The 21,833-nt window shown below is 62.5% G+C and carries 18 protein-coding genes and 1 pseudogene; 10 read left to right on the forward strand and 9 right to left on the reverse strand.

What is annotated here, in order from left to right; genetic code table 11:
- Positions 1-44 precede the first annotated feature (44 nt).
- From nudC to C1H69_RS02670, 4 genes are read right to left on the reverse strand one after another with little or no spacing between them, the layout of a single operon-like run.
- Positions 45-821: an NAD(+) diphosphatase gene (gene nudC / locus C1H69_RS02655; protein WP_102651861.1), complete on the reverse strand. Its 777-nt coding sequence runs from the start codon at positions 819-821 to the stop codon at positions 45-47.
- Positions 821-1,582, reverse strand: a complete 762-nt coding sequence (dnaQ, locus tag C1H69_RS02660) for a DNA polymerase III subunit epsilon (RefSeq protein ID WP_102651862.1) — start codon at positions 1,580-1,582, stop codon at positions 821-823. The genes nudC and dnaQ overlap by 1 nt, the downstream gene beginning before the upstream one ends.
- A gap of 19 nt (positions 1,583-1,601) precedes the next feature.
- Positions 1,602-2,087: a ribonuclease HI gene (gene rnhA, locus C1H69_RS02665; RefSeq protein WP_102651863.1), complete on the reverse strand. Its 486-nt coding sequence runs from the start codon at positions 2,085-2,087 to the stop codon at positions 1,602-1,604.
- Positions 2,080-2,865 (reverse strand): methyltransferase domain-containing protein, encoded by a 786-nt coding sequence (locus C1H69_RS02670; RefSeq protein WP_102651864.1) that lies wholly within the window; start codon positions 2,863-2,865, stop codon positions 2,080-2,082. Before C1H69_RS02670 ends, rnhA begins: the two co-directional genes overlap by 8 nt.
- A 183-nt stretch (positions 2,866-3,048) precedes the next feature.
- Here C1H69_RS02670 and gloB point away from each other — a divergent pair, with 183 nt between their 5' ends.
- From gloB to C1H69_RS02700, 6 genes are all read left to right on the forward strand, one after another.
- Positions 3,049-3,816: a hydroxyacylglutathione hydrolase gene (gene gloB, locus C1H69_RS02675; protein ID WP_102651865.1), complete on the forward strand. Its 768-nt coding sequence runs from the start codon at positions 3,049-3,051 to the stop codon at positions 3,814-3,816.
- 67 nt (positions 3,817-3,883) lie between these two features.
- Positions 3,884-5,044, forward strand: a complete 1,161-nt coding sequence (locus C1H69_RS02680) for a transglycosylase SLT domain-containing protein (protein WP_102651979.1) — start codon at positions 3,884-3,886, stop codon at positions 5,042-5,044.
- Positions 5,045-5,163: 119 nt separating this feature from the next.
- Entirely contained in the window at positions 5,164-6,999 is a 1,836-nt protein-coding gene (locus C1H69_RS02685; protein WP_240609786.1) for an extracellular solute-binding protein, read from the forward strand.
- 46 nt (positions 7,000-7,045) lie between these two features.
- Positions 7,046-8,119 (forward strand): microcin C ABC transporter permease YejB, encoded by a 1,074-nt coding sequence (locus tag C1H69_RS02690; protein WP_102651866.1) that lies wholly within the window; start codon positions 7,046-7,048, stop codon positions 8,117-8,119.
- Between the two features lie 4 nt (positions 8,120-8,123).
- Positions 8,124-9,209, forward strand: coding sequence for an ABC transporter permease (locus C1H69_RS02695; protein ID WP_102651867.1), 1,086 nt, complete (start codon positions 8,124-8,126; stop codon positions 9,207-9,209).
- Complete coding sequence (locus C1H69_RS02700) at positions 9,202-10,800, forward strand: ABC transporter ATP-binding protein (protein ID WP_102651868.1); 1,599 nt, start codon at positions 9,202-9,204, stop codon at positions 10,798-10,800. The genes C1H69_RS02695 and C1H69_RS02700 overlap by 8 nt, the downstream gene beginning before the upstream one ends.
- Before the next feature lie 129 nt (positions 10,801-10,929).
- Here C1H69_RS02700 and C1H69_RS02705 read toward each other — a convergent pair whose 3' ends face one another.
- Together C1H69_RS02705 and C1H69_RS02710 are read right to left on the reverse strand one after the other, a co-directional pair.
- Positions 10,930-11,628: a pseudouridine synthase gene (locus C1H69_RS02705; protein WP_102651869.1), complete on the reverse strand. Its 699-nt coding sequence runs from the start codon at positions 11,626-11,628 to the stop codon at positions 10,930-10,932.
- Positions 11,628-12,443, reverse strand: coding sequence for an amidohydrolase (locus C1H69_RS02710; protein ID WP_102651870.1), 816 nt, complete (start codon positions 12,441-12,443; stop codon positions 11,628-11,630). The genes C1H69_RS02705 and C1H69_RS02710 overlap by 1 nt, the downstream gene beginning before the upstream one ends.
- 156 nt (positions 12,444-12,599) lie before the next feature.
- On the opposite strand from C1H69_RS02710, the pseudogene rarD reads away from it, so the two are divergent.
- Positions 12,600-13,551: pseudogene (rarD, locus tag C1H69_RS02715) on the forward strand (EamA family transporter RarD).
- A 10-nt stretch (positions 13,552-13,561) separates the two neighbouring features.
- Positions 13,562-14,704 carry an NAD(P)/FAD-dependent oxidoreductase gene (locus C1H69_RS02720; protein ID WP_102651871.1) on the forward strand — a complete coding sequence of 381 codons (1,143 nt, stop codon included), beginning with the start codon at positions 13,562-13,564 and terminating at the stop codon, positions 14,702-14,704.
- A 6-nt stretch (positions 14,705-14,710) separates the two neighbouring features.
- On the opposite strand, the gene C1H69_RS02725 is transcribed toward C1H69_RS02720, so the two are convergent.
- The gene (locus C1H69_RS02725) at positions 14,711-16,303 is read right to left on the reverse strand and encodes a methyl-accepting chemotaxis protein (RefSeq protein WP_240609787.1); all 1,593 of its coding nucleotides are present in this window, start codon (positions 16,301-16,303) and stop codon (positions 14,711-14,713) included.
- Positions 16,304-16,542: 239 nt separating this feature from the next.
- A complete protein-coding gene (locus tag C1H69_RS02730; RefSeq protein WP_102651872.1) occupies positions 16,543-18,270 on the reverse strand; it encodes a methyl-accepting chemotaxis protein in 1,728 nt (575 codons plus the stop codon).
- Positions 18,271-18,411: 141 nt separating this feature from the next.
- Here C1H69_RS02730 and C1H69_RS24350 point away from each other — a divergent pair, with 141 nt between their 5' ends.
- Positions 18,412-18,543, forward strand: coding sequence for a hypothetical protein (locus tag C1H69_RS24350; RefSeq protein ID WP_276308741.1), 132 nt, complete (start codon positions 18,412-18,414; stop codon positions 18,541-18,543).
- A gap of 118 nt (positions 18,544-18,661) precedes the next feature.
- Here the strand turns inward: C1H69_RS24350 and C1H69_RS02735 are convergent, their stop codons facing one another.
- Entirely contained in the window at positions 18,662-19,936 is a 1,275-nt protein-coding gene (locus C1H69_RS02735; protein ID WP_102651873.1) for an O-acetylhomoserine aminocarboxypropyltransferase/cysteine synthase family protein, read from the reverse strand.
- 132 nt (positions 19,937-20,068) lie between these two features.
- Here C1H69_RS02735 and C1H69_RS02740 point away from each other — a divergent pair, with 132 nt between their 5' ends.
- A complete protein-coding gene (locus C1H69_RS02740; protein WP_102651874.1) occupies positions 20,069-21,784 on the forward strand; it encodes a SulP family inorganic anion transporter in 1,716 nt (571 codons plus the stop codon).
- Positions 21,785-21,833 lie beyond the last annotated feature (49 nt).

Raw genomic sequence — 21,833 nt, forward strand, 5'->3', positions numbered from 1 at the left:
CCGAGTGCACCCGCACGGTCCGTCATTGGCGGCCCGTGTCGCATTCAGGAACCGCTGGCTGCCACCTCGGCGAGATGTGTCTCGATCAGCGCCCGGGATATGGAATAAGGGGGAGGCAACTGGGGCAGGCGTGTGGGCAGGAACCAGGCGGCATCGGCTATCTCGATCCCATCGATGCGGATACGCCTGCTGGCCGCCTCGGCAAAGAAGCCCAGCATCAGCGCGTGGGGGAAAGGCCAAGCCTGGCTGCGGTAGTAGCGTACCCGGCCGACCGTAATGCCGACTTCCTCGTGGATTTCCCTGTGCACGGCCTCTTCGGCGGACTCGCCCGGCTCGACGAAGCCCGCCAGGGTGGAGAAGCGTCCCGGGGGAAAGCGTGGGCTTCTCGCCAGCAACATGGCATTGCCATGAGTCACCAGGGTAATGATACAAGGCGATATTCGCGGATAATTGCGGTGTCCGCATTGATGACAGTGCATGGCGAATTCGACGTCCAGCCGAGTCGCTCCCGCTCCGCAGCGCCCGCAGAATCGGTGATCACGCAGCCAGGCAGCGACCTGTAGCGCGGTGGAAACCAGGGGGAACCAGGATTCGGGCAGACGTGCCAGCCAGGCCCGGCCATCCGGCCAGTTCTGCCCGGCCTGCTCTTCTACGGACAGTGCCACGGGCATATCCTGCCAGTAGCAGAGCGGCTGGAGCTGCAACGTCCACGCCTGCATGTCTTGCAATGGCGTTCCGTCCGACCCGGGGGCGATACGCCCATTGGCAATCCGGATCACCCGGCCGGCGGATACTTCAGCTGGCAGTTCGCGCCGCAACATCAGTCCAGTCGCCCGACCAAGCCCGGCTCCGAGGCCAGTGCGTCCCAGTGACAGGTGCCCGCCGCCTGACGAATCCGGTCCAGCTTGGCCTGATGTGCCGCCAACTCCTCCGCTCCTGGACGCAACACCTTCAGGTTACCCGGTGCCAGCGCCAGGCGGCGAATCGACAATCCTCCAGACACACCCTGGCTGTCGCCACCCTCTTCGGCATCCAGCGTGAGGGCGGTCTGCCCACCGGTCATGGCCAGGTAGACCTCGGCGAGAATCTCGGCATCCAGCAGGGCGCCATGAAGTACGCGCCGGCCGTTGTCGATCTCGTAACGCTTGCACAGCGCATCGAGGTTGTTGCGCTGTCCCGGATGTCGATCACGAGCCAGCTTCAGTGTATCGAGAATACGACAATACTCGGCGACCGGGCCCAGGTTTGGCCCACTACGCACCGCCTGCAGCAGCGTGAACTCGTTGTCGATGAAGCCAACATCGAAGGCCGCGTTATGAATCACCAACTCGGCACCGCGAATGAAATCCCAGAAGGCATCGGCCACCTCGGCAAAGACCGGCTTGTCGGCGAGCGCTTCATTGGTGATGCCGTGCACCGCGATTGCTTCGGCTTCCACCTCACGTTGTGGATTGATGTACTGGTGATAGGTCGCACCGGTGAGACGACGGTTGATCATCTCCACCGCTCCGATTTCAATCAGTCGATGACCGTCACGAGGGTCGATGCCAGTGGTTTCCGTATCCAGAACGATCTGACGCATGGGGTAGTCATACTCACGTTTATTTGATGGCGGTTTTCGGCCTGACCCGGTGCGCGTCTATGGCTGCATTGGCCAGCGCATCGGCACGTTCATTGCCCGGGTGACCGCTATGGCCCTTGACCCAGTGCCACTGGATCTGATGCCGGCCTGCTTCCTCCAGCAGCTCACGCCACAGCTCGGCGTTCTTGACCGGCTGACGGCTGGCAGTCTTCCAGCCACGCTTCATCCAGCCATGGATCCATTCGGTAATGCCCTTGCGGAGGTACTCGGAATCGGTCCACAGCTCCACCTTGCACTCGCGTTTCAGAGCACGCAGCGACATGATGGCCGCCATCAGCTCCATGCGATTGTTGGTGGTGTTCGGCTCAAAGCCATTCAGGGTCTTTTCATGCTGACCACTGCTCAGTACCGCCCCCCATCCACCCGGTCCGGGGTTTCCGCGGCAAGCGCCGTCAGTATAGACGGTGACGCTGGGAAGCGGTGCATCATGCTGGGTATCACTCAACCTCGGCTGTCCTTTTGCTGGGTTTCTCTGCGGGGCGACTCACCTGCGAGGCATGGCCCAGCGCTCCGTTGCCGAGCGCGCCGCCCAGGCGCAATCGAGGGCGCTGGATCTGGGCCATCTTCGTCCGGCGGCGGGCCCGAATGATATAGCTGTCGCCGAAGGGCACGTTATGGCGTCGTCCAATGGTTTCCAGTGTCGCGTTTCCCGGCATGCTGCCGGGCAAGTGAAAGCCGCAGTAGTCTACCCGTTCGATCCGGAAATCCACAAACGCAAGCCAGTCGCGTAGCTTCGCCGGCGTTCGCCACTGTCCACGCCAGGGCAGGCGGCTGCGCCGCCCTGGCGAGAGCCTCGCCATGCCCGCCAGCCCCAGAGGCGCCCACCCGAAGATGATGAGACAGCCATCGTCGGACGTGATCCGGGCCGCCTCCTGGAGCAGGCGATGAGGGTTGGGCACGATCTCGAGGAGATGGTGCACCAGGACAAGATGCAGGCATTCATCGGGCAAGGCGATGGCATCGGGGGGACATACCAGCGTTGCGGGTTGCTCGGCCAGCTCCCACGTCGGGGCCCAGCGTATGCCATGGCGGATGGGCGACATGTCGGTCAGGCTCGGCGCCATTCCGATTTCCAGCCTGTGCCCACCATGCAGCCTCTCACAGACCGGCCCCAGGCAGGCCCGCTCGGCGCGCCAGTGCGCCATGCCCTGTGCACTCGACCAGTAACGCTGCCCTTCCCGATATAGCTCCGCCAAGTCAATCGCGCCATGTGGATTTGACATTGTCGTCCATAGCCTCCATGATCACCGGTTTTGCGGGCAACTTCTAGCAAGATGGCAGCATTCGGCCGCCATGGCGATGGCTCTTGGTGACAGCCCACATCGGTTCGATGTGGGCTCGCGAAGTAACGGGCCGGCGCCCTGCAGTTCATACCCGGTTGACGACGCGACGAGGACATACTGCCCATGCTGAGCGTGACACCGATCCCCGCTTTTAGCGACAACTATATCTGGCTACTACGCCAGGATACGAGCCCCGATGTCTGCGTGGTGGACCCCGGAGATGCCGGTCCGGTTCTGCAGGTATTGGAACGCGAAAAGCTGCATCTTGCCAACGTTCTCATCACACATCACCACCCTGATCATACAGGCGGCCTGCCGGAATTGATCGAGCGCTATGGTCCTCATGTCACCGGGCCGCACAACCCGCAGATCGAAGGGATCGATGAACGAGTCGGCGAAGGCGATACCTGCCGCATCATGGGTCGACGCTTCGTGGTAATGGACGTACCGGGGCATACCCTCGATCATATCGCCTTCTTTACCGCCGGCATCCCCCCTCTTCTGTTCTGCGGTGACACGCTGTTCTCGGCTGGCTGTGGTCGTCTTTTCGAGGGAACGCCCGAACAGATGCATCGTTCGCTGCAGGCACTCGGCCAGCTTCCGGATGACACCCTGGTATTTGCTGCCCACGAATACACCTTGGCCAACCTCCGATTTGCCGCCGCCGCCGACCCGAACAACCCGGACGTCGCAGCGGCTCTGAGCGACACCCAGCGCGCACGGGATCTCAATCGCCCCACCCTGCCCAGCACTCTGGGGCGCGAGAAGCGCATCAATCCCTTTCTGCGCTGCGCCGATCCTGGCGTTCGCGCCGCCGCCGCGGCACATGGCGGCACCGATACCGACCAGGCGACGCTTGCCACGCTGCGTGCCTGGAAAGACAGCTTCTGACGAACATCCATGGATGCGCCCTGGCGGCTATCCGTCACGCCGCCCCTGCGACCTGGAGGAAAATATCATGACCTACCGAACGGCCCGGCGCCGATTCATTGGCCTGACCAGTAGCATGGCCCTGATCGGCGTACTGACGGTTGCCGGCACGTACACCCAGGCTGCGCCCCACCCCGGCGCCTACAACGTCTTCCCCATGCACCACTTCTGGGATGACTTGCAGCTACAGACCATGCCTGGCGATACCTGGGAGAGACTGCGCGACAACCTGCAATGGCAGCATCGTCGCCAGGATGCACGCGTTCAGCAATGGATCGAGCACTACCGTAGCAATCCGGCCAATGTCGTAGAGATCATCGAGCGGGCGCGCCCCTGGATGGCGTGGATCAATGAACAGGTGGAAGCTCGTGGGCTACCTGGCGAGATCGCGCTGATGCCTTTCGTCGAAAGCTCCTTCGATCCGCAGGCCCAGAGCCATCGTGGCGCCGCCGGACTCTGGCAATTCATGCCAGGCACGGCCGACGCCCTGGGCCTGAGCCGCCAGAGTGGTTATGACGGCCGCCTGGACGTTGTGGCTTCCACCCAGGCTGCTCTCGACTATATCGAACTTCAGGCCGAGCAGTGGTATGAAGGGGATCTCGAACTCTCCCTGGCAGCCTACAACGCAGGAGCCGGCACCGTGAACCGTGCCCGCCATGCGGCTGCCACGCGTGGCGAGCCATCCGACTACTGGCACTTGCAGCTCCCCGGCGAGACCATGAAATACCTTCCCAAGCTCAACGCCATCGCCGCCATCATCGCCGATCCCGATGCCTACGGCGTAAAGCTGCCCGAGATCGATGACGCGCCAGCCTTTGCCAAGGTGCCCGTGGACAAGCCTATCGATCTCGCCCAACTGGCCAACCTGACCGGCATGCGCCATTCCGACCTGACAGCGCTGAACCCGGGCCTGACGAACGGCAGCGCCAACCCCTCTACCGCCGAAGTCATGCTGGTGCCCGTCGAACAGGAGGAGGCGGTGCTGGCGGAACTCAGCAGTCCGTCACCAGGCGGGGTTCCCGACAGTGACAGGCAACATTTCGTCCAGCGCGGCGACAATTTGTCGGCAATCGCGACACAGCACGGCATCAGCGTGGCCGAAATCCGTCAGCACAATGGCCTCGACAGCGATGTCATCCACGAGGGGCAGGTCTTGTCCATTCCACGTCGCAGCCTGGCCGCACGCTGACCGAGACGTGGGGATAGCGTGGAACTGGATTCAACACGGAGGTTTACAAGCTGCGGGCACCCTGACACCTTATGGCGTGTTCAATCGGATACCGTACAGGCCCAGCTAGGATGTCATCGATGCTGCCCGTCATGCGCTGCCTTTTCATCAGCACCCTGGCCGTAGGCTGGCTTTCATCGGCACTTGCCGACGAGCCCGATACGGTCCCCACCGTTCATGGCCTCGCGCTCTATGACGAGCCGGAGCTGGAGGTCGGTTTCAGCCACTTCCCCTACGTCAATCCCGATGCCCCCAAGGGGGGTAGTATCACCCGTGCCGCGGTGGGGAGCAGCTTCGACTCGACCAATCCCTTCATCATTCGCGGTACGCCGGCGATTGGCATTGGCGAAATCTATGACACGCTGCTGGTAATGAATCCCGACGAACCGTTCAGTGTCTACGGCCTGCTGGCCGAGGGCATCCGGCTGGACCCCGAGCGCTACTGGATCGAATTCGACATACGCCCCGAGGCACGTTTCCATGATGGCGAACCCGTCACCGCAGAGGATGTCGCTTTCAGCTTCGAGCTGTTGATCGAGGAGGGGAATCCCTTCTACCGGGGCTATTACGCCGATGTGGAACGGGTCGATGTCATCGATCGCCATACCGTGCGATTCGAATTTGCCACCAACCATTCCCGGGAACTGCCGCTGATCGTCGGTCAACTGCCGATACTGCCGAAGCACTACTGGGAAGAGCGGGAGTTCGGCTCACCGACCCTGGCACGCCACCCGGGTTCCGGCCCCTATCGCCTTGCCGAGGTGGAGCCCGGCCGTCGCATCGTCTATGAGCTGTTGCCGGATTACTGGGGTCGAGACCTGCCTGTCAACCGCGGGCGACACAATATCGGCCGGCTCATCTATGACTACTACCGCGACCGTGATATCGCCTGGGAGGCCTTCAAGGCCGGTGTCATGGATTACCGCACCGACGCCCGCGCGGCCACCTGGGCGATCGGCTACGATTTTCCCGCCTACCGGGATGGGCTGGTAAAGCGAATCACCGTGCCCGATGGGCAGCCTTCGCCCATGCAGGCCTTCATCTTCAACTTGCGACAGGAGACGTTCCAGGACCCCCGGGTGCGTGAGGCACTGAACCTCACCTTCGACTTTCCCTGGCTCAATGCCAACCTCTTCTACGATTCCTATAGCCGCACCGAAAGCTATTTCCAGAATTCCGAAATGGCGGCGGAGGGGCCGCCCAGCGAAGAGGAGCTAGCGCTGCTGGAGCCCCATCGCAACGAGCTGCCCGATGCTGTATTCAATGAGACATTGCCTATCGATCATCCTCTCGACCTGCGAGAGCGGCTCAGGATCGCCTACGACCTGCTGCGCGAGGCTGGCTACGAGGTAAGAGATGGCATACTCGTGAACAGCGAATCCGGCCGCCCCTTGCGCATCGAGATCATGCTGTTCGACAGCGGCCTGGAGCGAGTGGTGCAACCCATGCTTCGCAACATGTCGCGACTTGGCATCCAGAGCACCCTTCGCATCGTCGATATCAATCAGTATCTCAATCGCCTGAGAAGCTTTGACTTCGAGGTCGTCACCGGGCAGTTCCCCCAGTCCAACAACCCCGGCAACGAGCAGCGCGAATACTGGACGAGCGCATTCGCCGAAAGCCCTCAGAGCCGCAATCTGATGGGTCTGCAGAGTCCGGCGGTGGATGACCTGGTGGAGCGCCTCATTCGTGCCGACAGTCGCGATGAGTTGAACACCACCGCCCGAGCCCTGGATCGAGTCCTGCGTTGGAAATTCATCATGATCCCCCACTACCATTCCGGCGAGACACGAATCGCAGTCTGGGACAAGTTCGGCTATCCCGAGCCTTTCCCGACGTATGGATTCGACATGTCCGCCTGGTGGGTCGACACCGAGCGTGAAAACGAAATCAATCAGCGCCTTCGCCGCCGATAGGCCGTGCCGACATGACCCTCTGCCGCATTCACAAGGATGACCTATCGTGAGCCGCTACGTCCTTCGCCGCCTGCTGCTGATGATCCCGACCCTGGTGGGGATCATGCTGCTCAATTTCATCATCGTCCAGGCCGCCCCGGGCGGGCCCATCGATCAGATGATGGCCCGGTTCGAAGGAGTGGACAGCATGGTCAGCACCCGGCTGGATGCGGGTGGGGGCGATGTGGTCGTCCGCGACGAATCCAGGGGCGCCAGGGGTGTGGACCCTCGCTTCATCGAGCAGCTCGAGCAGCAGTTCGGCTTCGACAAGCCGGCGCATATACGCTTCCTCGGAATGATTCGCGACTACGCCACCTTCGATTTCGGCAACAGCTTCTTTCGCGACCGACCGGTGGTGGAGCTGATGATCGAGCGGCTCCCGGTATCGATCTCGCTTGGCCTGTGGACGACGCTGCTCGTGTACCTGATCTCGATTCCCCTGGGCATTCGCAAGGCGCTACGGCACGGGTCCCGCTTCGATGTCTGGTCTTCGGGGCTGGTCATCGTCGGCTACGCCATTCCCGGCTTCCTGTTCGCCATTCTCTTGATCGTGCTGTTTGCCGGCGGCAGCTACTGGGACTTTTTCCCGCTACGCGGACTCACCTCGCCTGATTTCCATGAGCTATCCACCTGGGGCAAGGTAAAGGACTACTTCTGGCACATCACGCTGCCGGTGATCGCCATGACGATAGGCAGCTTCGCCACCCTGACGATGCTCACCAAGAACAGCTTCCTCGATGAAATCCACAAGCAGTACGTGCTGACCGCCCGGGCCAAGGGAGCCAGCGACCGCCGTACGCTTTATGGCCACGTGTTCCGCAATGCCATGTTGATCATCATTGCCGGCATGCCTGGCGCCCTGATTTCCATCTTCTTTACCGGCTCACTGCTGATCGAGGTGATCTTCTCGCTGGAAGGCCTTGGGCTGCTCGGTTTCGAGGCCGTGATGCAGCGCGACTACCCGGTCATCTTCGGTACCCTGTTTCTCTATACCCTGATCGGCCTGATACTCAAGCTGATCTCCGACCTCACCTATGTCTGGGTGGATCCACGCATCGATTTCGAGACCCGGGAGTCCTGAGCCAATGACCCTTGCGTTCAACACCTCCTCGCTCTCCCCCATTACGCGCCGGCGCATCAGCGTCTTCCGCCACAACCGGCGTGCCTGGGTATCCCTCTGGATCTTCATGGCGTTGTTCGCGGTGAGCCTTGCCGCCGAGCTGATCGCCAATGACAAGCCACTCGTGATGCAGTACGACGGCCAATGGTACGTTCCCCTGCTGGTGGACTATCCCGAAACCGAGTTCGGCGGCTTCCTGCCAACGCGCACCGACTACCACGACCCCTTCATCCAGGCGCAGCTGGACGAGAATGGCTGGGCGCTGTGGCCCCTGATCCCCTTCTCCTATCAGACGCTCGACATGCAGATGATGCGCCCTTCCCCCTCCTCGCCGGATGGGCGCCATTGGCTGGGCACGGACGATCAGGGGCGTGATGTCCTGGCCCGGGTCATCTACGGCTTCCGTCTCTCTGTCTTCTTCGCCCTGGTACTGACCGCGGGTTCGCTGGTCATGGGTGTGATCATCGGTGGCATTCAGGGCTATTTCGGCGGCAAGACCGACCTGATAGGCCAGCGCCTCACCGAAATCTGGTCGGGTCTGCCGATGCTCTTCCTGCTGATCATCCTGGCCAGCATGGTGCAGCCCGGCTTCTGGTGGCTGCTGGGCATCATGCTGCTGTTTTCCTGGCTGGGCCTGGTGGACGTCGTGCGCGCCGAGTTCCTCCGGGCACGCAATCTCGAGTACGTCCGCGCCGCCAAGGCCATGGGCCTGCCATCGCGCCTGATCATGTGGCGCCATGTCCTGCCCAACGCCATGGTGGCGACCCTGACCTTCATTCCCTTCTTGTTCACCGGTGCCATTACCACATTAACCGCTCTCGACTTCCTCGGCTTCGGCCTACCGCCGGGCTCACCCTCGCTGGGCGAGCTGGTTGCCCAGGGCAAGAACAACCTCCATGCCCCCTGGCTGGGCATCACGGCCTTCGTCAGCCTGTCGCTGATGCTGTCATTGCTCGTCTTCATCGGCGAGGGTCTGCGCGATGCCTTCGATCCTCGCCATATCCAGCACGGTTCGAGTGCAGCACCTACCCGGATACCCGCCAATGCCTGATGCGCACACTCAAGAACTGCTGCGTTTCGACCGACTCACCATTTCCTTCGATGGTGTCACCGTCCTGAGCGAACTCTCTCTCGAGATACGTCGCGGCGAAACGCTGGCGCTGGTTGGCGAATCCGGTTCGGGAAAATCGGTTTCCGCCCTGGGTGCCATGAACCTGCTGCCCAGTAACGCTCAGGTCGAGGGTGGCCGATGGCTGGGCGATACCGACCTGACGACCCTCAAGCCCCGTGACTGGCAGGCATTGCGGGGAAGGCGCGTAGGCTTCATTTTTCAGGAGCCCATGACCTCGTTGAATCCACTGCACACCGTGGCCAAGCAGATCGGCGAGACCCTTCGGCTACACCAGGGCCTGTCGGGTCGTGCGGCTCGTGAGCGAGCCCGGACCCTGCTGGAACAGGTCAAGTTGCCACGCCCCGATGAGCTACTCGATGCCTGGCCTCACCAGCTCTCTGGTGGCCAGCGCCAGCGGGTCATGATCGCCATGGCCATCGCCAACGATCCCGAGTTGCTCATCGCCGACGAGCCGACCACGGCGCTCGATGTCACCGTACAGCAGGAGATTCTCGCCCTGCTCGCCGAACTGCAGGACCGTCATGGCATGGGGATGCTTTTCATTACCCACGACCTCAATCTGGTCAGGCGACACGCCAACAGGGTCTGCGTGCTCTTCAATGGCAGAGAGCAGGAAACCGGGCCGGTGAACGAGGTATTCCAGTCACCCCGCAGCGCCTATACCCGCTCCCTGCTGGATGCAGAGCCGGTCGGCCGCCCAGCGCCCGTTTCGGCTGGCGGAACGCTGCTGCAGGCCCGGGCGCTGTCGGTCAGTTTCCAGCGTCCCAAGCGGCTCTTCGCCAAACGGCCACCCGCCTTCGTGGCGGTGAAGCCGCTGAATCTTGACATTGCCCCCGGTGAAACCCTCGGCATCGTCGGCGAGTCCGGCTCCGGCAAGACCACACTGGCCATGGCACTGCTTCGATTGACAGAAAGCCTGGGCGAGATCAGCTTCGATGGCGAACGCCTGGACATGCTGAGCGGCAATAACCTGCGGCAACGCCGCCGTCGCTTTCAGGTGGTCTTTCAGGACCCCTATGGTTCGCTATCGCCGCGCCTGCCGGTATCGGAAATCATCAGCGAGGGGCTGCGTTTCCATTACCCCGGGCTCAAGGAAGCCGAGGTCATCGAACGCGTGCAGGCAACGCTCAAGGAAGTGGGGCTGCCGGCCGACTGTGCCGCCCGCTACCCCCATGAGTTCTCCGGAGGCCAGCGCCAGCGCATTGCCGTGGCCCGGGCACTGATCCTCGAACCGGAACTGGTGGTACTCGACGAGCCCACCTCGGCGCTGGACCGCACGGTGCAAAAGCAACTCGTGGAACTGCTCCGTGATCTTCAGGCCAGACGGGGCCTGAGCTATCTTTTCATCAGCCATGACCTGGCGGTGGTTCGCGCCATGGCACATCGGATCATGGTGCTCAAGGATGGCGAACTGATCGAGGAAGGTCATTGCCTCGATGTTCTGGAGCGACCCGCCTCCGACTATACCCGGGCCCTGGTTGCCGCCGCGGGGTTGTCCATCAGACGCTGACGAAGCGATGCGTCTGACTGGTGATTGCCCTCCCTTCTGTTGACCGTCATCAATGGAGGTGGCAGCAACGGAATTTGGCATGAAAGATAACGGTATAAAGTGTGTTTCGTATTCTACGCAGGGGCCACGTCAGAACATCGCCACTTCGTCATCGCTCAGCTCGCGCCACTGGCCCTCGGCCAGGTCGCCCAGCACAAGGGGCCCGATCGACTCGCGATGAAGCGCCACCACGGCATTACCGATGGCGGCGAACATGCGCTTGACCTGATGATACTTGCCTTCGTAGAGGGTCAGCTCGGCCTCTGTCGGCGACCGCATGGTGAGATCGGCCGGCATCGTCAGCTTCTCCTCACCCGCTAGCGCAAGCCCCTCGTGGAAACGGGCCATGGCCTCTCGCAGTGCATCTCCCTCCAGGGTTTCGCCGAGCGTTACCCGGTAGACCTTGCCGCAGCGCTTGCGCGGCGAGGTGACACGGTGGGACCACTGGCCATCATCGGTCAGCAGCACCATGCCGGTGGTGTCCACATCGAGCCGCCCTACCGTTCGCAACCGTTCGGCCCTGGGCAGCTCGATCAAGTCGCCCACCAACGGATAAAGCCCTCGTCGCGAACTGCACTCCACGCCGCCTGGCTTGTTGAGCATGACGTAGCGAAGCCCAACCAGCTCAAGCGGTTGCCCTTCCCACAGAATCCGATCGCCCCCGGAAACCTGGTGGGCCGACTGCTTGATCACCTCGCCGTTGACGGTGACATCACCACGATGCAGTGCCTTCTTGGCCAGACTGCGGGTCAGGTCGGTGGTTTCGGACAGAAAGCGATCCAGCCGCATCAGAAGCCAACCCCATCGGCAACATTGAAGTGGTCAGCATCCCGCCACGCCGGGAATTTCTCGCGAAAGGCATCGAGCTCACTCCGGGAAAGCACTCCCGTCTCGACGAAAGGCCGATCGCGGGGTTCATCGATCAGCGCCTCGCCCTTGAAGTCGACCAGCATCGAATCGCCCGCGTAACCCATGCCATTGGCATCCTGACCGACTCGGTTGACGCCGATGACCGGGCAAAGGTTCTCGATGGCCCTGGCCTGCAGCAGGATGCGCCAGGGATGCCGTCTCGGTGCCGGCCAGTTGGCGACACACAGCAGCGCATCGTATTCGAAATGCTCACCCGGCGTGGGTTGTTGACGCAGCCAGACGGGGAAACGCAGGTCGTAGCAGACGCTGAGCAGGATACGAAATCCCTTTAGCGTCACGATGACGCGCTCATGACCCATGGAGTAGCGCTCATGCTCGCCAGCCATCCGGAACAGGTGGCGCTTGTCGTAATATACGCCACTGCCGTCGGGACGGGCCCATATCAGGCGGTTGTAATAGTGACCTTCCTCCACCACGGCCACGCTGCCGGTCATCACACAGCCCCGTCGCATCGCCTGCTCTCGCAGCCAGGCGACAGTGCGACTCTCCTCCATGGGCTCGGCCATTTCCCGGGAATTCATGGTAAAGCCAGTGGAGAACATCTCGGGCAGCACGATCAGGTCGGTCTGCGTGCCATCAAGGTCGCCCAGTTCCGCTTCCAGCATGCGGCAGTTGGCATCCGGGTCTTCCCAACGCAGGTCGCATTGCACCAGTGTCGTACGCAAGTCACTCATCTCGGTTCCCTTGGGTGAATCACCATCACTCCAGCCTAACCCAGCCAGTGCGTCACGTCAGCCTGATGCGCTGCATGCGGAAGGTCCGAGGCGGCCTTGCGCATGGCGTCGAATCTAATAGGCTGCTAAGTTAACGCTTTTGCACGAGAGACCGGCATGCCCCCCCAGCTCCGTCACGACCCCGAAGCCACGAAAGGCGTTGTCTTCGGCCTGACCGCCTATGTCATGTGGGGCTGCTTTCCCCTGTTCTTCGCCCTGTTCGAGGGTGTCCCCGCATTCGAGATCCTGATCCATCGCATCATCTGGTCCTGCCTGTTTCTGGTGGGGCTGGTCACGGTAATGAAGCGCTGGCACCCGATACGACAAGCCCTGGCCGAACCCAGGCGCCTGGGCCGGGTACTGGGCTGTGCCTTGCTGATTGCCTTCAACTGGGGGCTCTACATCCATGCCGTCGAGAGCCGCCAGGTATTGCAGGCCAGCCTGGGGTACTTCCTCACTCCGCTGGTCAACGTGGCACTCGGCATGCTGGTGCTCCGCGAGCGCATGGCCGGCCTCCAGAGCGTGGCCGTCCTGATGGCGGGGCTTGCGATCGGCATTCAACTGATGCTGCTGGGTGAGCTTCCCTGGATCAGCCTGTCCCTTGCCCTCTCCTTCGGTACCTATGGTCTGCTGCGCAAGCAGGTGCCCCTCGATGGGTTGTCAGGCCTGTTCGTGGAAACCCTGCTGCTGCTTCCACTCGGCTTGCTGGCCCTCGCCTGGCTGTCGTCGGCCCGACCTGTCCCACTTCCTCGGCCAACCAGCCACCACCCTGCTGCTGGTGGCCAGCGGAATCATGACCGCACTTCCCCTGCTGGCCTTTGCCGGGGCTGCAAGGCGCCTGCGATTGGCCACGCTCGGTTTTCTGATGTATCTCAACCCGACCATCCAGTTCGGCATCGCCCTGCTGGTCTTCCGCGAGCCTTTGTCTGGCGTTCAGCTGATCACCTTCATGCTGATCTGGATCAGCCTTGCGCTCTATTCCTGGTCGGCATGGTCGTCACGCGCCCGCGTTTCAGCGCCAGCACCGGAATCGGAAGGTGCCGTCAACCAGCCAAGTCGCACGGGTTGATTCGCCCGGCATGAAGCGCCTGGCAACCACTGACAGCCGCCCGCACATACTGCTGGTGGGCGCCGGGCATGCGCATCTCTATCTGATTCGCCACCGCCATCGGCTCGCCGGCGCCGACGTATCGGTCGTGGATCCGGGGGCCTTCTGGTATTCGGGCATGGCCGCCGGAGTGATGGGAGGCCGGTACTCACCGGCACAGGGCAGAATCGACCCCCGCCAGTTAGCCAGACGATACGGCGCCACGCCGCTGCGAGGCCGCCTCACCGGCCTGGATATCCAGGCGCGAGCCGCCAAGCTGGCTGATGGACGTGCCATCCCGTTCACATTGCTGTCGCTCAATCTCGGGTCATACGCCGCAGCGCCATCGGCCCATCCGCAGGGCCCTGACGTGTGGTCCGTCAAGCCGATCGCACAGTTGGTGGGCTTCCGACGCCGGCTGGAAGCCGCCTTTCGTCGGGGAAGCCACCCCCGCGTGGTCGTGGTGGGTGCCGGCTCCAGCGGTATTGAACTCGCCTGCAACCTGCGGGAGCTGGCCTGGCGCCATGGCGCCAGGCTCGATGTTGCCTTGGTCAACCGCGGCCAGCGCGTGCTGGAAGGCGGCCCGCCGGGAGCATCGCGGTGGCTGGCTCGGCACTTGTCTCGACGAGGCATTGCGATGCACACCGATACTCGGGCCACGGGGCATGTTCCGGGCGGGGTGTCGGTGGTCTGCATGGGGGATCAAGATCGCCCGAGCGTGCTGGAAGCCGACCACGTCATTTACGCCACCGGGCTTACCCCGCCAAGGGTATTCGACCACCTGGGCCTGCCAGTGATCGAAGGCCGGGGCCTGGCCATCGACGAGACGCTGCAGAGCACGGGTGAACCGGATATTTTTGCGGCTGGAGATTGTGCCGCCATGATCGATCACCCGCTGCCTCGACTGGGGGTCTATGGGGTACGCCAGGCTCCGGTGCTTCTCGCCAACCTGGCGGCACGGCTCAAGGGAGCCGGCCTGAGTTCCTATGTGCCGCAGACCCGGGCGCTCGCCATTCTCGACCTGGGCCATGGCACGGGCCTCGCCATTCGAGGCCACCGCTGGTGGGCGGGCCGCCTCAGCCTGATCTGGAAAAGCCGGCTGGACCGCCGTTTCATGCGCCAGTACAGGCCCTGAGCGGTGTCAGGCCGCCTCGGGCTTGTAGCCGACCCGGAAGCCACCCCAGTGCTTTCCGGACACATAGATCGGGACGGACAGGTCATGCATGATCTCCCCGGTGTCACGCTTGTAGGTCTGCAGGAGCAAGGTTTCCTCATGGGTTCCACACCGCTGTCCGGTGGGATCTTCGTAGATGCGCTTGCTGCGACAGAACTTCAGGTCATTCGCGTAATCCCCCGTTGGCGGCTGACTGACGCTCAGGTTATGCGTGGGGATATACCCCTTGCGATCGATACCAATGGCATAGGCCAACCCCAGCCGTTCCAGTAGCGGTTCCTGAATGGCCGGGAAGTGCTCGTCGGTGAAGCCATCATATATCGCGTGGTATTGAACGGGATTGGTACCGGGAATGAGGGTGTACCGGGGGTTGAACAGGGTATCCGCATCGAGATCGCCCCGCTTGATACCGGACTCGAGTAGCTTGCCGATCGTTGTAGCGGCTTTCCGTGCGGCCTCGAACGCCTGCTGGTGGCGCCCCACCAGGCGCTGCTGGGCGAGGGCCGCGTCCACTGCTTCGGCACCCTCCATCAGTGACCTGGCCTGGCCTGCCAGGCCATGCATGTCTCGATTTCCCGCTTCCGTTTCACTCTCCAGCATCGAGAGAGTGCTGGCCACGCGCTGGGAGTGCCGGTTGGTATCGTCCATGGCCTCGGCAATGGAGCGGATCTCGCTTTCGACCTGATCGAAGTTTCCTGTCATTTCGGTCAACTGCTCGCCCACCTTGCCCATTTCCTTGGCCCGGTCGCCCACGCGCTGCATCAGGTGGCCGATGGTATCGACCACGCGGTGACTGCTGTCACCGATGTCGCCGACCAGGGCCTCGACGTTGCGGGTGGCATCTGCCGTGCGACCCGCCAACTGGCGCACCTCTCCGGCCACCACGGCGAAGCCGCGGCCATGTTCACCGGCCCTGGCCGCCTCGATCGAGGCATTCAATGACAGGAGGTTGGTCTGCTCCGCGATCTCCTCGATCAGCGATGTGACATGACGTACGCTATCGGCTTTCTGGCTCAGCATGTTGAGCAACTCGAGCGCCTCTTCGGAGCGTTCGGCCAATACCTGCATTTCCTCGATGACCTGACCCAGCGCTTCGCGGCTGACATGACTGGCGTCACGGGAGCGGCTGGCCAGGCTCGCCACGTTGGCCGCACTGGCGGCGACCTGCTCGATGGCCGCGGTAATGGAAGCCATGCTCGAGGACGCGTCACGAACGGTAGACCCCTGGCGCTCCAGGCGCTGGTCCATGCGATCCGCATGGTGTGACACTTCAGCCGAGGCGATGGCGGTATTGCTGGCCTGGCGGATCAGGCCGTGGGCCATGCGGCGAAGCGAAAAATAGTCACGGGTCACTGGTAGCCATGTTGACAGCCGCCCCTGTTCAAGGGTTTCGGGCTTCGCCTGGTAGACGCTTGCCACTCCGGTCAGGGATAGCAGCGCTCCTGCCAGGACTCCAAGGCCCAGGCTGGAGAACACCTGCCACCCGGCCCCCGCATCGCCGGCAAGAAAAAGGCCCGCGGCAAGCGACACCATGGCTAGCAGAAACATCAGTATCCGCATGACGTCTCATCTCTTTGTTATTGATGTAACAAGATAGTAACGCCTGGCGAGTGCGCGCCATACCCGCACTTTGGCCTGACAGACCAAAGCGTCACTCAAGTCGACGACGGGCAGGCCGATACTACAGACTGGCGTTATCAGGACGTATCCTCAAACAGCACCACCCCAGACGGCTCATTCCCGGCAGAACAAGGGCGCCGCTCCCACGGGGAGAAAAAAACAGAGCGCGGCGCGGCTTGCTAAACGTACTCGCTCGGCAGGACGGCCAGCGGCAATCGTGGCCTGTGTTCTGCACTGCTTGGTTCCATGGGCGGTGATGCCTCCCCCCCGAGCACAAAGGTATTGATCAGCCGGGTCAATCTCTCCGCCTGGCCGCGCATGGCCAGCGCGGTATTGGTGTTGTCCTCCACCATGGCCGCATTCTGCTGGGTCATGGTGTCCATTTGACTGACGGCGGTATTGACCTCGTGGATGCCGACGCTCTGTTCCCGGGAGCCGCTGCTGATCTCGGAAATGACATCGTTGACCTTGGTGATGCTGGCAAAAATTTCCTGCATGGTGATACCGGCCTGATGCACGATCTCCGCCCCTTGTCCGATACGCACCACCGACTCGTCGATCAAGCCGCGGATCTCCTTGGCGGCATTGGAGGAGCGCTGCGCCAAGGTGCGCACCTCCTGGGCGACCACGGCGAATCCCCGGCCATGCTCCCCGGCTCTGGCGGCCTCGACCGAGGCATTCAGTGCCAGAATGTTGGTCTGAAAGGCGATACCGTCGATCAGCGACACGATTTCACCGATTTGCGCTGACGATTCGCTGATCTCATCCATGGTCGTCTCAACACGCTCCATCGACTCCTTGCCCTGCCGCGCCACCTCGGCGCTGGACTGGACGAGTCTGTCAGCCTGTTGGGTGTGCTCCGTGTTGTTCTGCACGGTGGCGGTGATCTCTTCCATGGCGGACGAGGTCTGTTGCAGATTGGCCGCCGCCTGATCAGTGCGAAACGCCAGTTCCTCGCTGCTCTGCGAGATGGTGCGCGACACCGCATAGACGCTATTGGCGCTCTCGCGCACGTCTCTCAACGTGACCTGTATCCGAGCCAGGAACCCATTGAACTGACTGGCGAGCTCACCGATCTCGTCGCGGCTGGTGACGGTCAGGCGACGGGTCAGATCACCCCTGCCCTCGGCCACTCCCTGGGCGATCTCGTTCATGGCACTGGCGGTACGGCGCACCTGCCTGACGGTACGGCGCGTGATCCATATCGCAATGAAGGTAATGGTCAAGTTGATCGCCGAGGTAATGAAAAAGAGCCTGATCAGCGTTTCGATGAGAAGCTGCCTGGCTTCCTGCTCGATGGACGCCATGGTGGCGTCCACATCGGTAGCGTACACCCCCGCACCAATCACCCAGTTCCACTCGGGAATGCCCATGGCATAGGAGTGCTTCGTCTCGACCCGACCGGTGGCCGGGTTATTCCATTCGTACTGATAGTGGCCGCCACCGCTGCGGGCGATATCGATCATGTCGCGAATCAGCGGTTTTCCACTTGGGTCCGTGGCGGCCAGCATGTTGCGCCCTTCCTGCTCAGGGTTGGCCGACTGCGCCAGCATGGTGCCCTCGTAATCGAAGACGAAAACATAGTTGTCGCCTTCGAAGCGAAGATCTCGCAGCAAGTCGATGGCTCTCTGCTGTACCACCGCCGCGTCATCGGCGTCGACCGCCAGACTCTGAACCAGGGTCCTGGTGATCTCGACGACTCCCTCCACGCCCTGCTGGCGCAACTCGAGCAGCATCTGACGCTGCTGCTCCAGCTGCGCCTCGTTCGAATTGATCCGCTCCAGGCCCTCCAGCACCAACAGGCATGATGAGGATATGATCAACGGCACCAGTACCAGCAGCAGTATCTTGTTCTGCAAGTTGAAGACCAGCAGACTTTTTAAAAATTCGCTCTTGTTCTTTTTCATCAGATATTCGCGCTGAAAACGCCGGGTTCAACCCGAAGAGGAAAGCGCGCCCCCTGTGTCTAGTGACAGCGGTCATGGCAGTCTGCCGTGACCGGTTCACATTGAATGGGAACTCCTTCCCTGGAGAGAGGAGCCGTCAATGTGCTGGCATCCAAGCATGAAGAAGTGATGTCCGCCCAGTCGCCTTTCGGCAAAGCAAGCGTGCAAAATCAAGTGGTGTTGACCTGCATCAACAAACGCCGCTGCCTTCACGGCCCTGGATTCATGGAATAGACACGGCACTCTGGGCCAATGAGGCAGAAACAAGAAGTGAAGCAGAGCATGGATTCACGGGCACCGATCGATCAGCAGCGGGTCCTGCCTCACGGGTGAGGCAGGACCCGTAGAGGGGTCAGGCCTGGCTGGCAATCAGGGCCTGTTCCAGGTCGGCGACGATGTCATCGACATGCTCGATGCCGATCGACAGCCGCACCATGTCCGCGGTCACCCCGGCCGCCTTGAGTTCGTCATCGTTGAGCTGCCGATGGGTGGTCGAGGCGGGGATCGACGAGCAGGTCTTGGCATCGCCGATGTTGACCAGCCGGAGGACCAGCCCCAGGGCATCGTAGAAGCGCGCACCCGCGTCCCTGCCCCCCTTGATACCAAAGCTGAGAATGCCCGAGGCCAGGCCATTCATGTAGCGCTGGGCCAGTTCGTGGTCCTTGTGTCCCGGCAAGCCGGCGTACTGCACCCAGGTCACCAGCGGATGCCCTTCCAGATAGTCGGCCACGCGCCGCGCATTGTCGCAGATCCGCTCGATGCGCAGCGACAGCGTCTCCAGGCCCTGCAGCAGGTTCCAGGCAGCCTGGGCGGAGAGTGCGGCCCCCATGTTGCGCAGCGGCACCACCCGGGCGCGGGCAATGAAGGCAGCCTCGCCCACGTCGCGGGTGTAGCTGATGCCATGGTAGGAGACGTCCGGTTCATTCAGTAGCGGGAAGCGCTGAGCATGCTCGGCCCAGGGAAACTTGCCCGAATCGACGATGACGCCGCCCACGGTAGTACCGTGGCCACCGATGTACTTGGTGGCTGAATGGATGACGATATCGGCACCGTGCTCTATCGGTCGCCACAGGAAGGGGGTCGGTACGGTGTTGTCGACGATGACCGGCACCCCATGACGATGGGCGACTTCCGCCAGCCTCATCATGTCGACCACGCTGCCGGAAGGATTGCCGACACTCTCGCAGAACACCGCCTTGGTGCGCGGGTCGATCAGCGACTCGATGCCATGGATATCGTCCTTGTCGGCGAAGCGCACCTCGATACCCTGCCGCGGCAGGGTATGGGCGAACAGGTTATAGGTGCCGCCGTACAGCTCGCTGATCGAGACGATGTTATCTCCCGACTCGGCGATGGTCTGGATGGCATAGGTGATCGCCGCCATGCCCGAGGCCACCGCCAGGCCGGCGATACCGCCTTCGAGAGCGGCGATACGCTGCTCCAGCACCGCGCAGGTGGGGTTCATGATCCGTGAATAGATATTGCCTTCGACCTTGAGGTCGAAGAGGTCCGCCGCGTGCTGGGCACTGTCGAACGAGAACGAAGTCGTCTGGTGGATCGGCACGGCCACGGCGTGTTGATCGTCGGGCTGATAGCCGTGATGCAGGGCGATGGTTTGGGGTTTCATGGCGTGTCCTGAGGGCAGTGGTCGTCGATACGTCCGGTTTATTTCACCTGATGCTAACCAAGACTCAACCCATCCACCAATATCGTTTAGTCTGGTCGATGTGCTTCCTTCACCCCGACATGAAGAGACGGGATGTTCAAACGCTACCTACCTATCCTCACCTGGCTGCCCCATTACAATGGACGGCTGGGCGGCGCCGATCTTCTTGCCGGCATCATCGTCACTGTCATGGTGATCCCACAGTCCCTGGCCTATGCCGTGCTGGCCGGGCTGCCGGCCGTGGTGGGCCTCTATGCCAGCCTGCTGCCGCTGCTGGCCTATACCCTGCTGGGGACCAGCCGCACCCTGGCGGTCGGCCCGGTGGCCATCGTCGCCCTGATGACCGGGGCGGCACTTTCGGGCGTCGCGGCACCCGGTACGCCGGAATATCTGCATGCGGCACTGGTGCTGGCACTGCTCTCGGGGCTGATACTGCTCGCCATGGGGTTGCTGCGGATGGGCTTCGTGGCCAATTTCCTCAGCCACCCGGTCATCGCCGGGTTCCTTTCGGCATCGGGCGTCCTCATCGCCGCCAGCCAGGCCGGCCATCTGCTGGGCATCGAACTGACGGCCCCGGACCTGTTCCCCAGGCTGGCGGAATTGATCCTGGCATTGCCGGAGCTGCACCTGGCCACGTTCGCCATCGGCGGCGGCAGCCTTGTGTTCCTGCTGCTGCTGCGTCAATACGGCAGGCCCGCACTTCGTCGAATTGGCCTGCCGCGCTCGCTGGCCGACCTGATCACGCGTGCCGGCCCCGTGTTCGCCGTGCTCGCGACGACGACCGCCACCTGGCGCCTCGAGCTGGCCGAGCAGGGGGTGGCCGTGATCGGCGACATTCCCCAGGGGTTGCCGTCCCTGACCATCCCGGGATTCGACGCCTCGCTATGGCACGCCCTTCTGATACCGGCACTGCTGATCAGCGTGGTGGGCTTCGTCGAGTCCGTTTCAATGGGCCAGATGCTCGCTGCCCGGCGGCGTGAGCGCATCTCGCCAAACCAGGAACTGATCGGGCTCGGTGGCGCCAATGTCGCCGCGGCGTTCACGGCGGGGATGCCCGTCTCCGGCGGCCTGACACGCACCGTAATCAACCACGACGCCGGGGCGCAGACGCCTCTGGCGGGATTCTTCGCCGCGATCGGCATCGGGGCGGTAACGCTCTTTCTTACCCCGGCGCTCCACCATCTGCCCATCGCCACCCTGGCCGCGACGATCACTGTCTCGATTCTCACCCTGATTGACCTGCCGATGATCCGTCAGACCTGGCGCTACTCCCGCAGCGACTTCACGGCCATGGCGGTCACCATCCTGCTGACCCTGGTCGAAGGCGTCGAAGCCGGCATCATCAGCGGGGTCGCACTTTCCATCGGGCTCTTCCTCTATCGCACCAGTCGCCCTCACAGCGCGCTTGTCGGCCGTATCGCCGACACCGAGCACTTCCGCAATATGGAGCGTCACGAGACCGAGACCGCCAGTCATCTGGCGCTGCTGCGCATCGACGAAAGCCTCTACTTCGCCAATGCACGCTACCTCGAGGACACCGTCTACGACCTTGTGGCGGCCCGCCCCGGGCTCGAACACGTGGTGCTGATCTGCTCGGCGGTGAACCTGATCGACGCCTCGGCACTGGAAAGCCTCGATGCGATCAACGCCCGCCTCAAGGATTCGCGGGTGACCCTGCATCTGGCGGAAGTGAAGGGACCGGTCATGGACCGGCTCAAACGCAGCGATTTTCTCGACGACCTGAGCGGCCGGACGTTCCTCAGCACCTATGCTGCCTGGCGCGAGCTGTCGCGTCCCATCGAATCATGAGGTTTCGCATGTCGTTACCCTCCACCCCCACGACTGCCACCAAAGGGAG

This window comes from Billgrantia endophytica (genome assembly GCF_002879615.1).
GTDB lineage: Bacteria > Pseudomonadota > Gammaproteobacteria > Pseudomonadales > Halomonadaceae > Halomonas > Halomonas endophytica.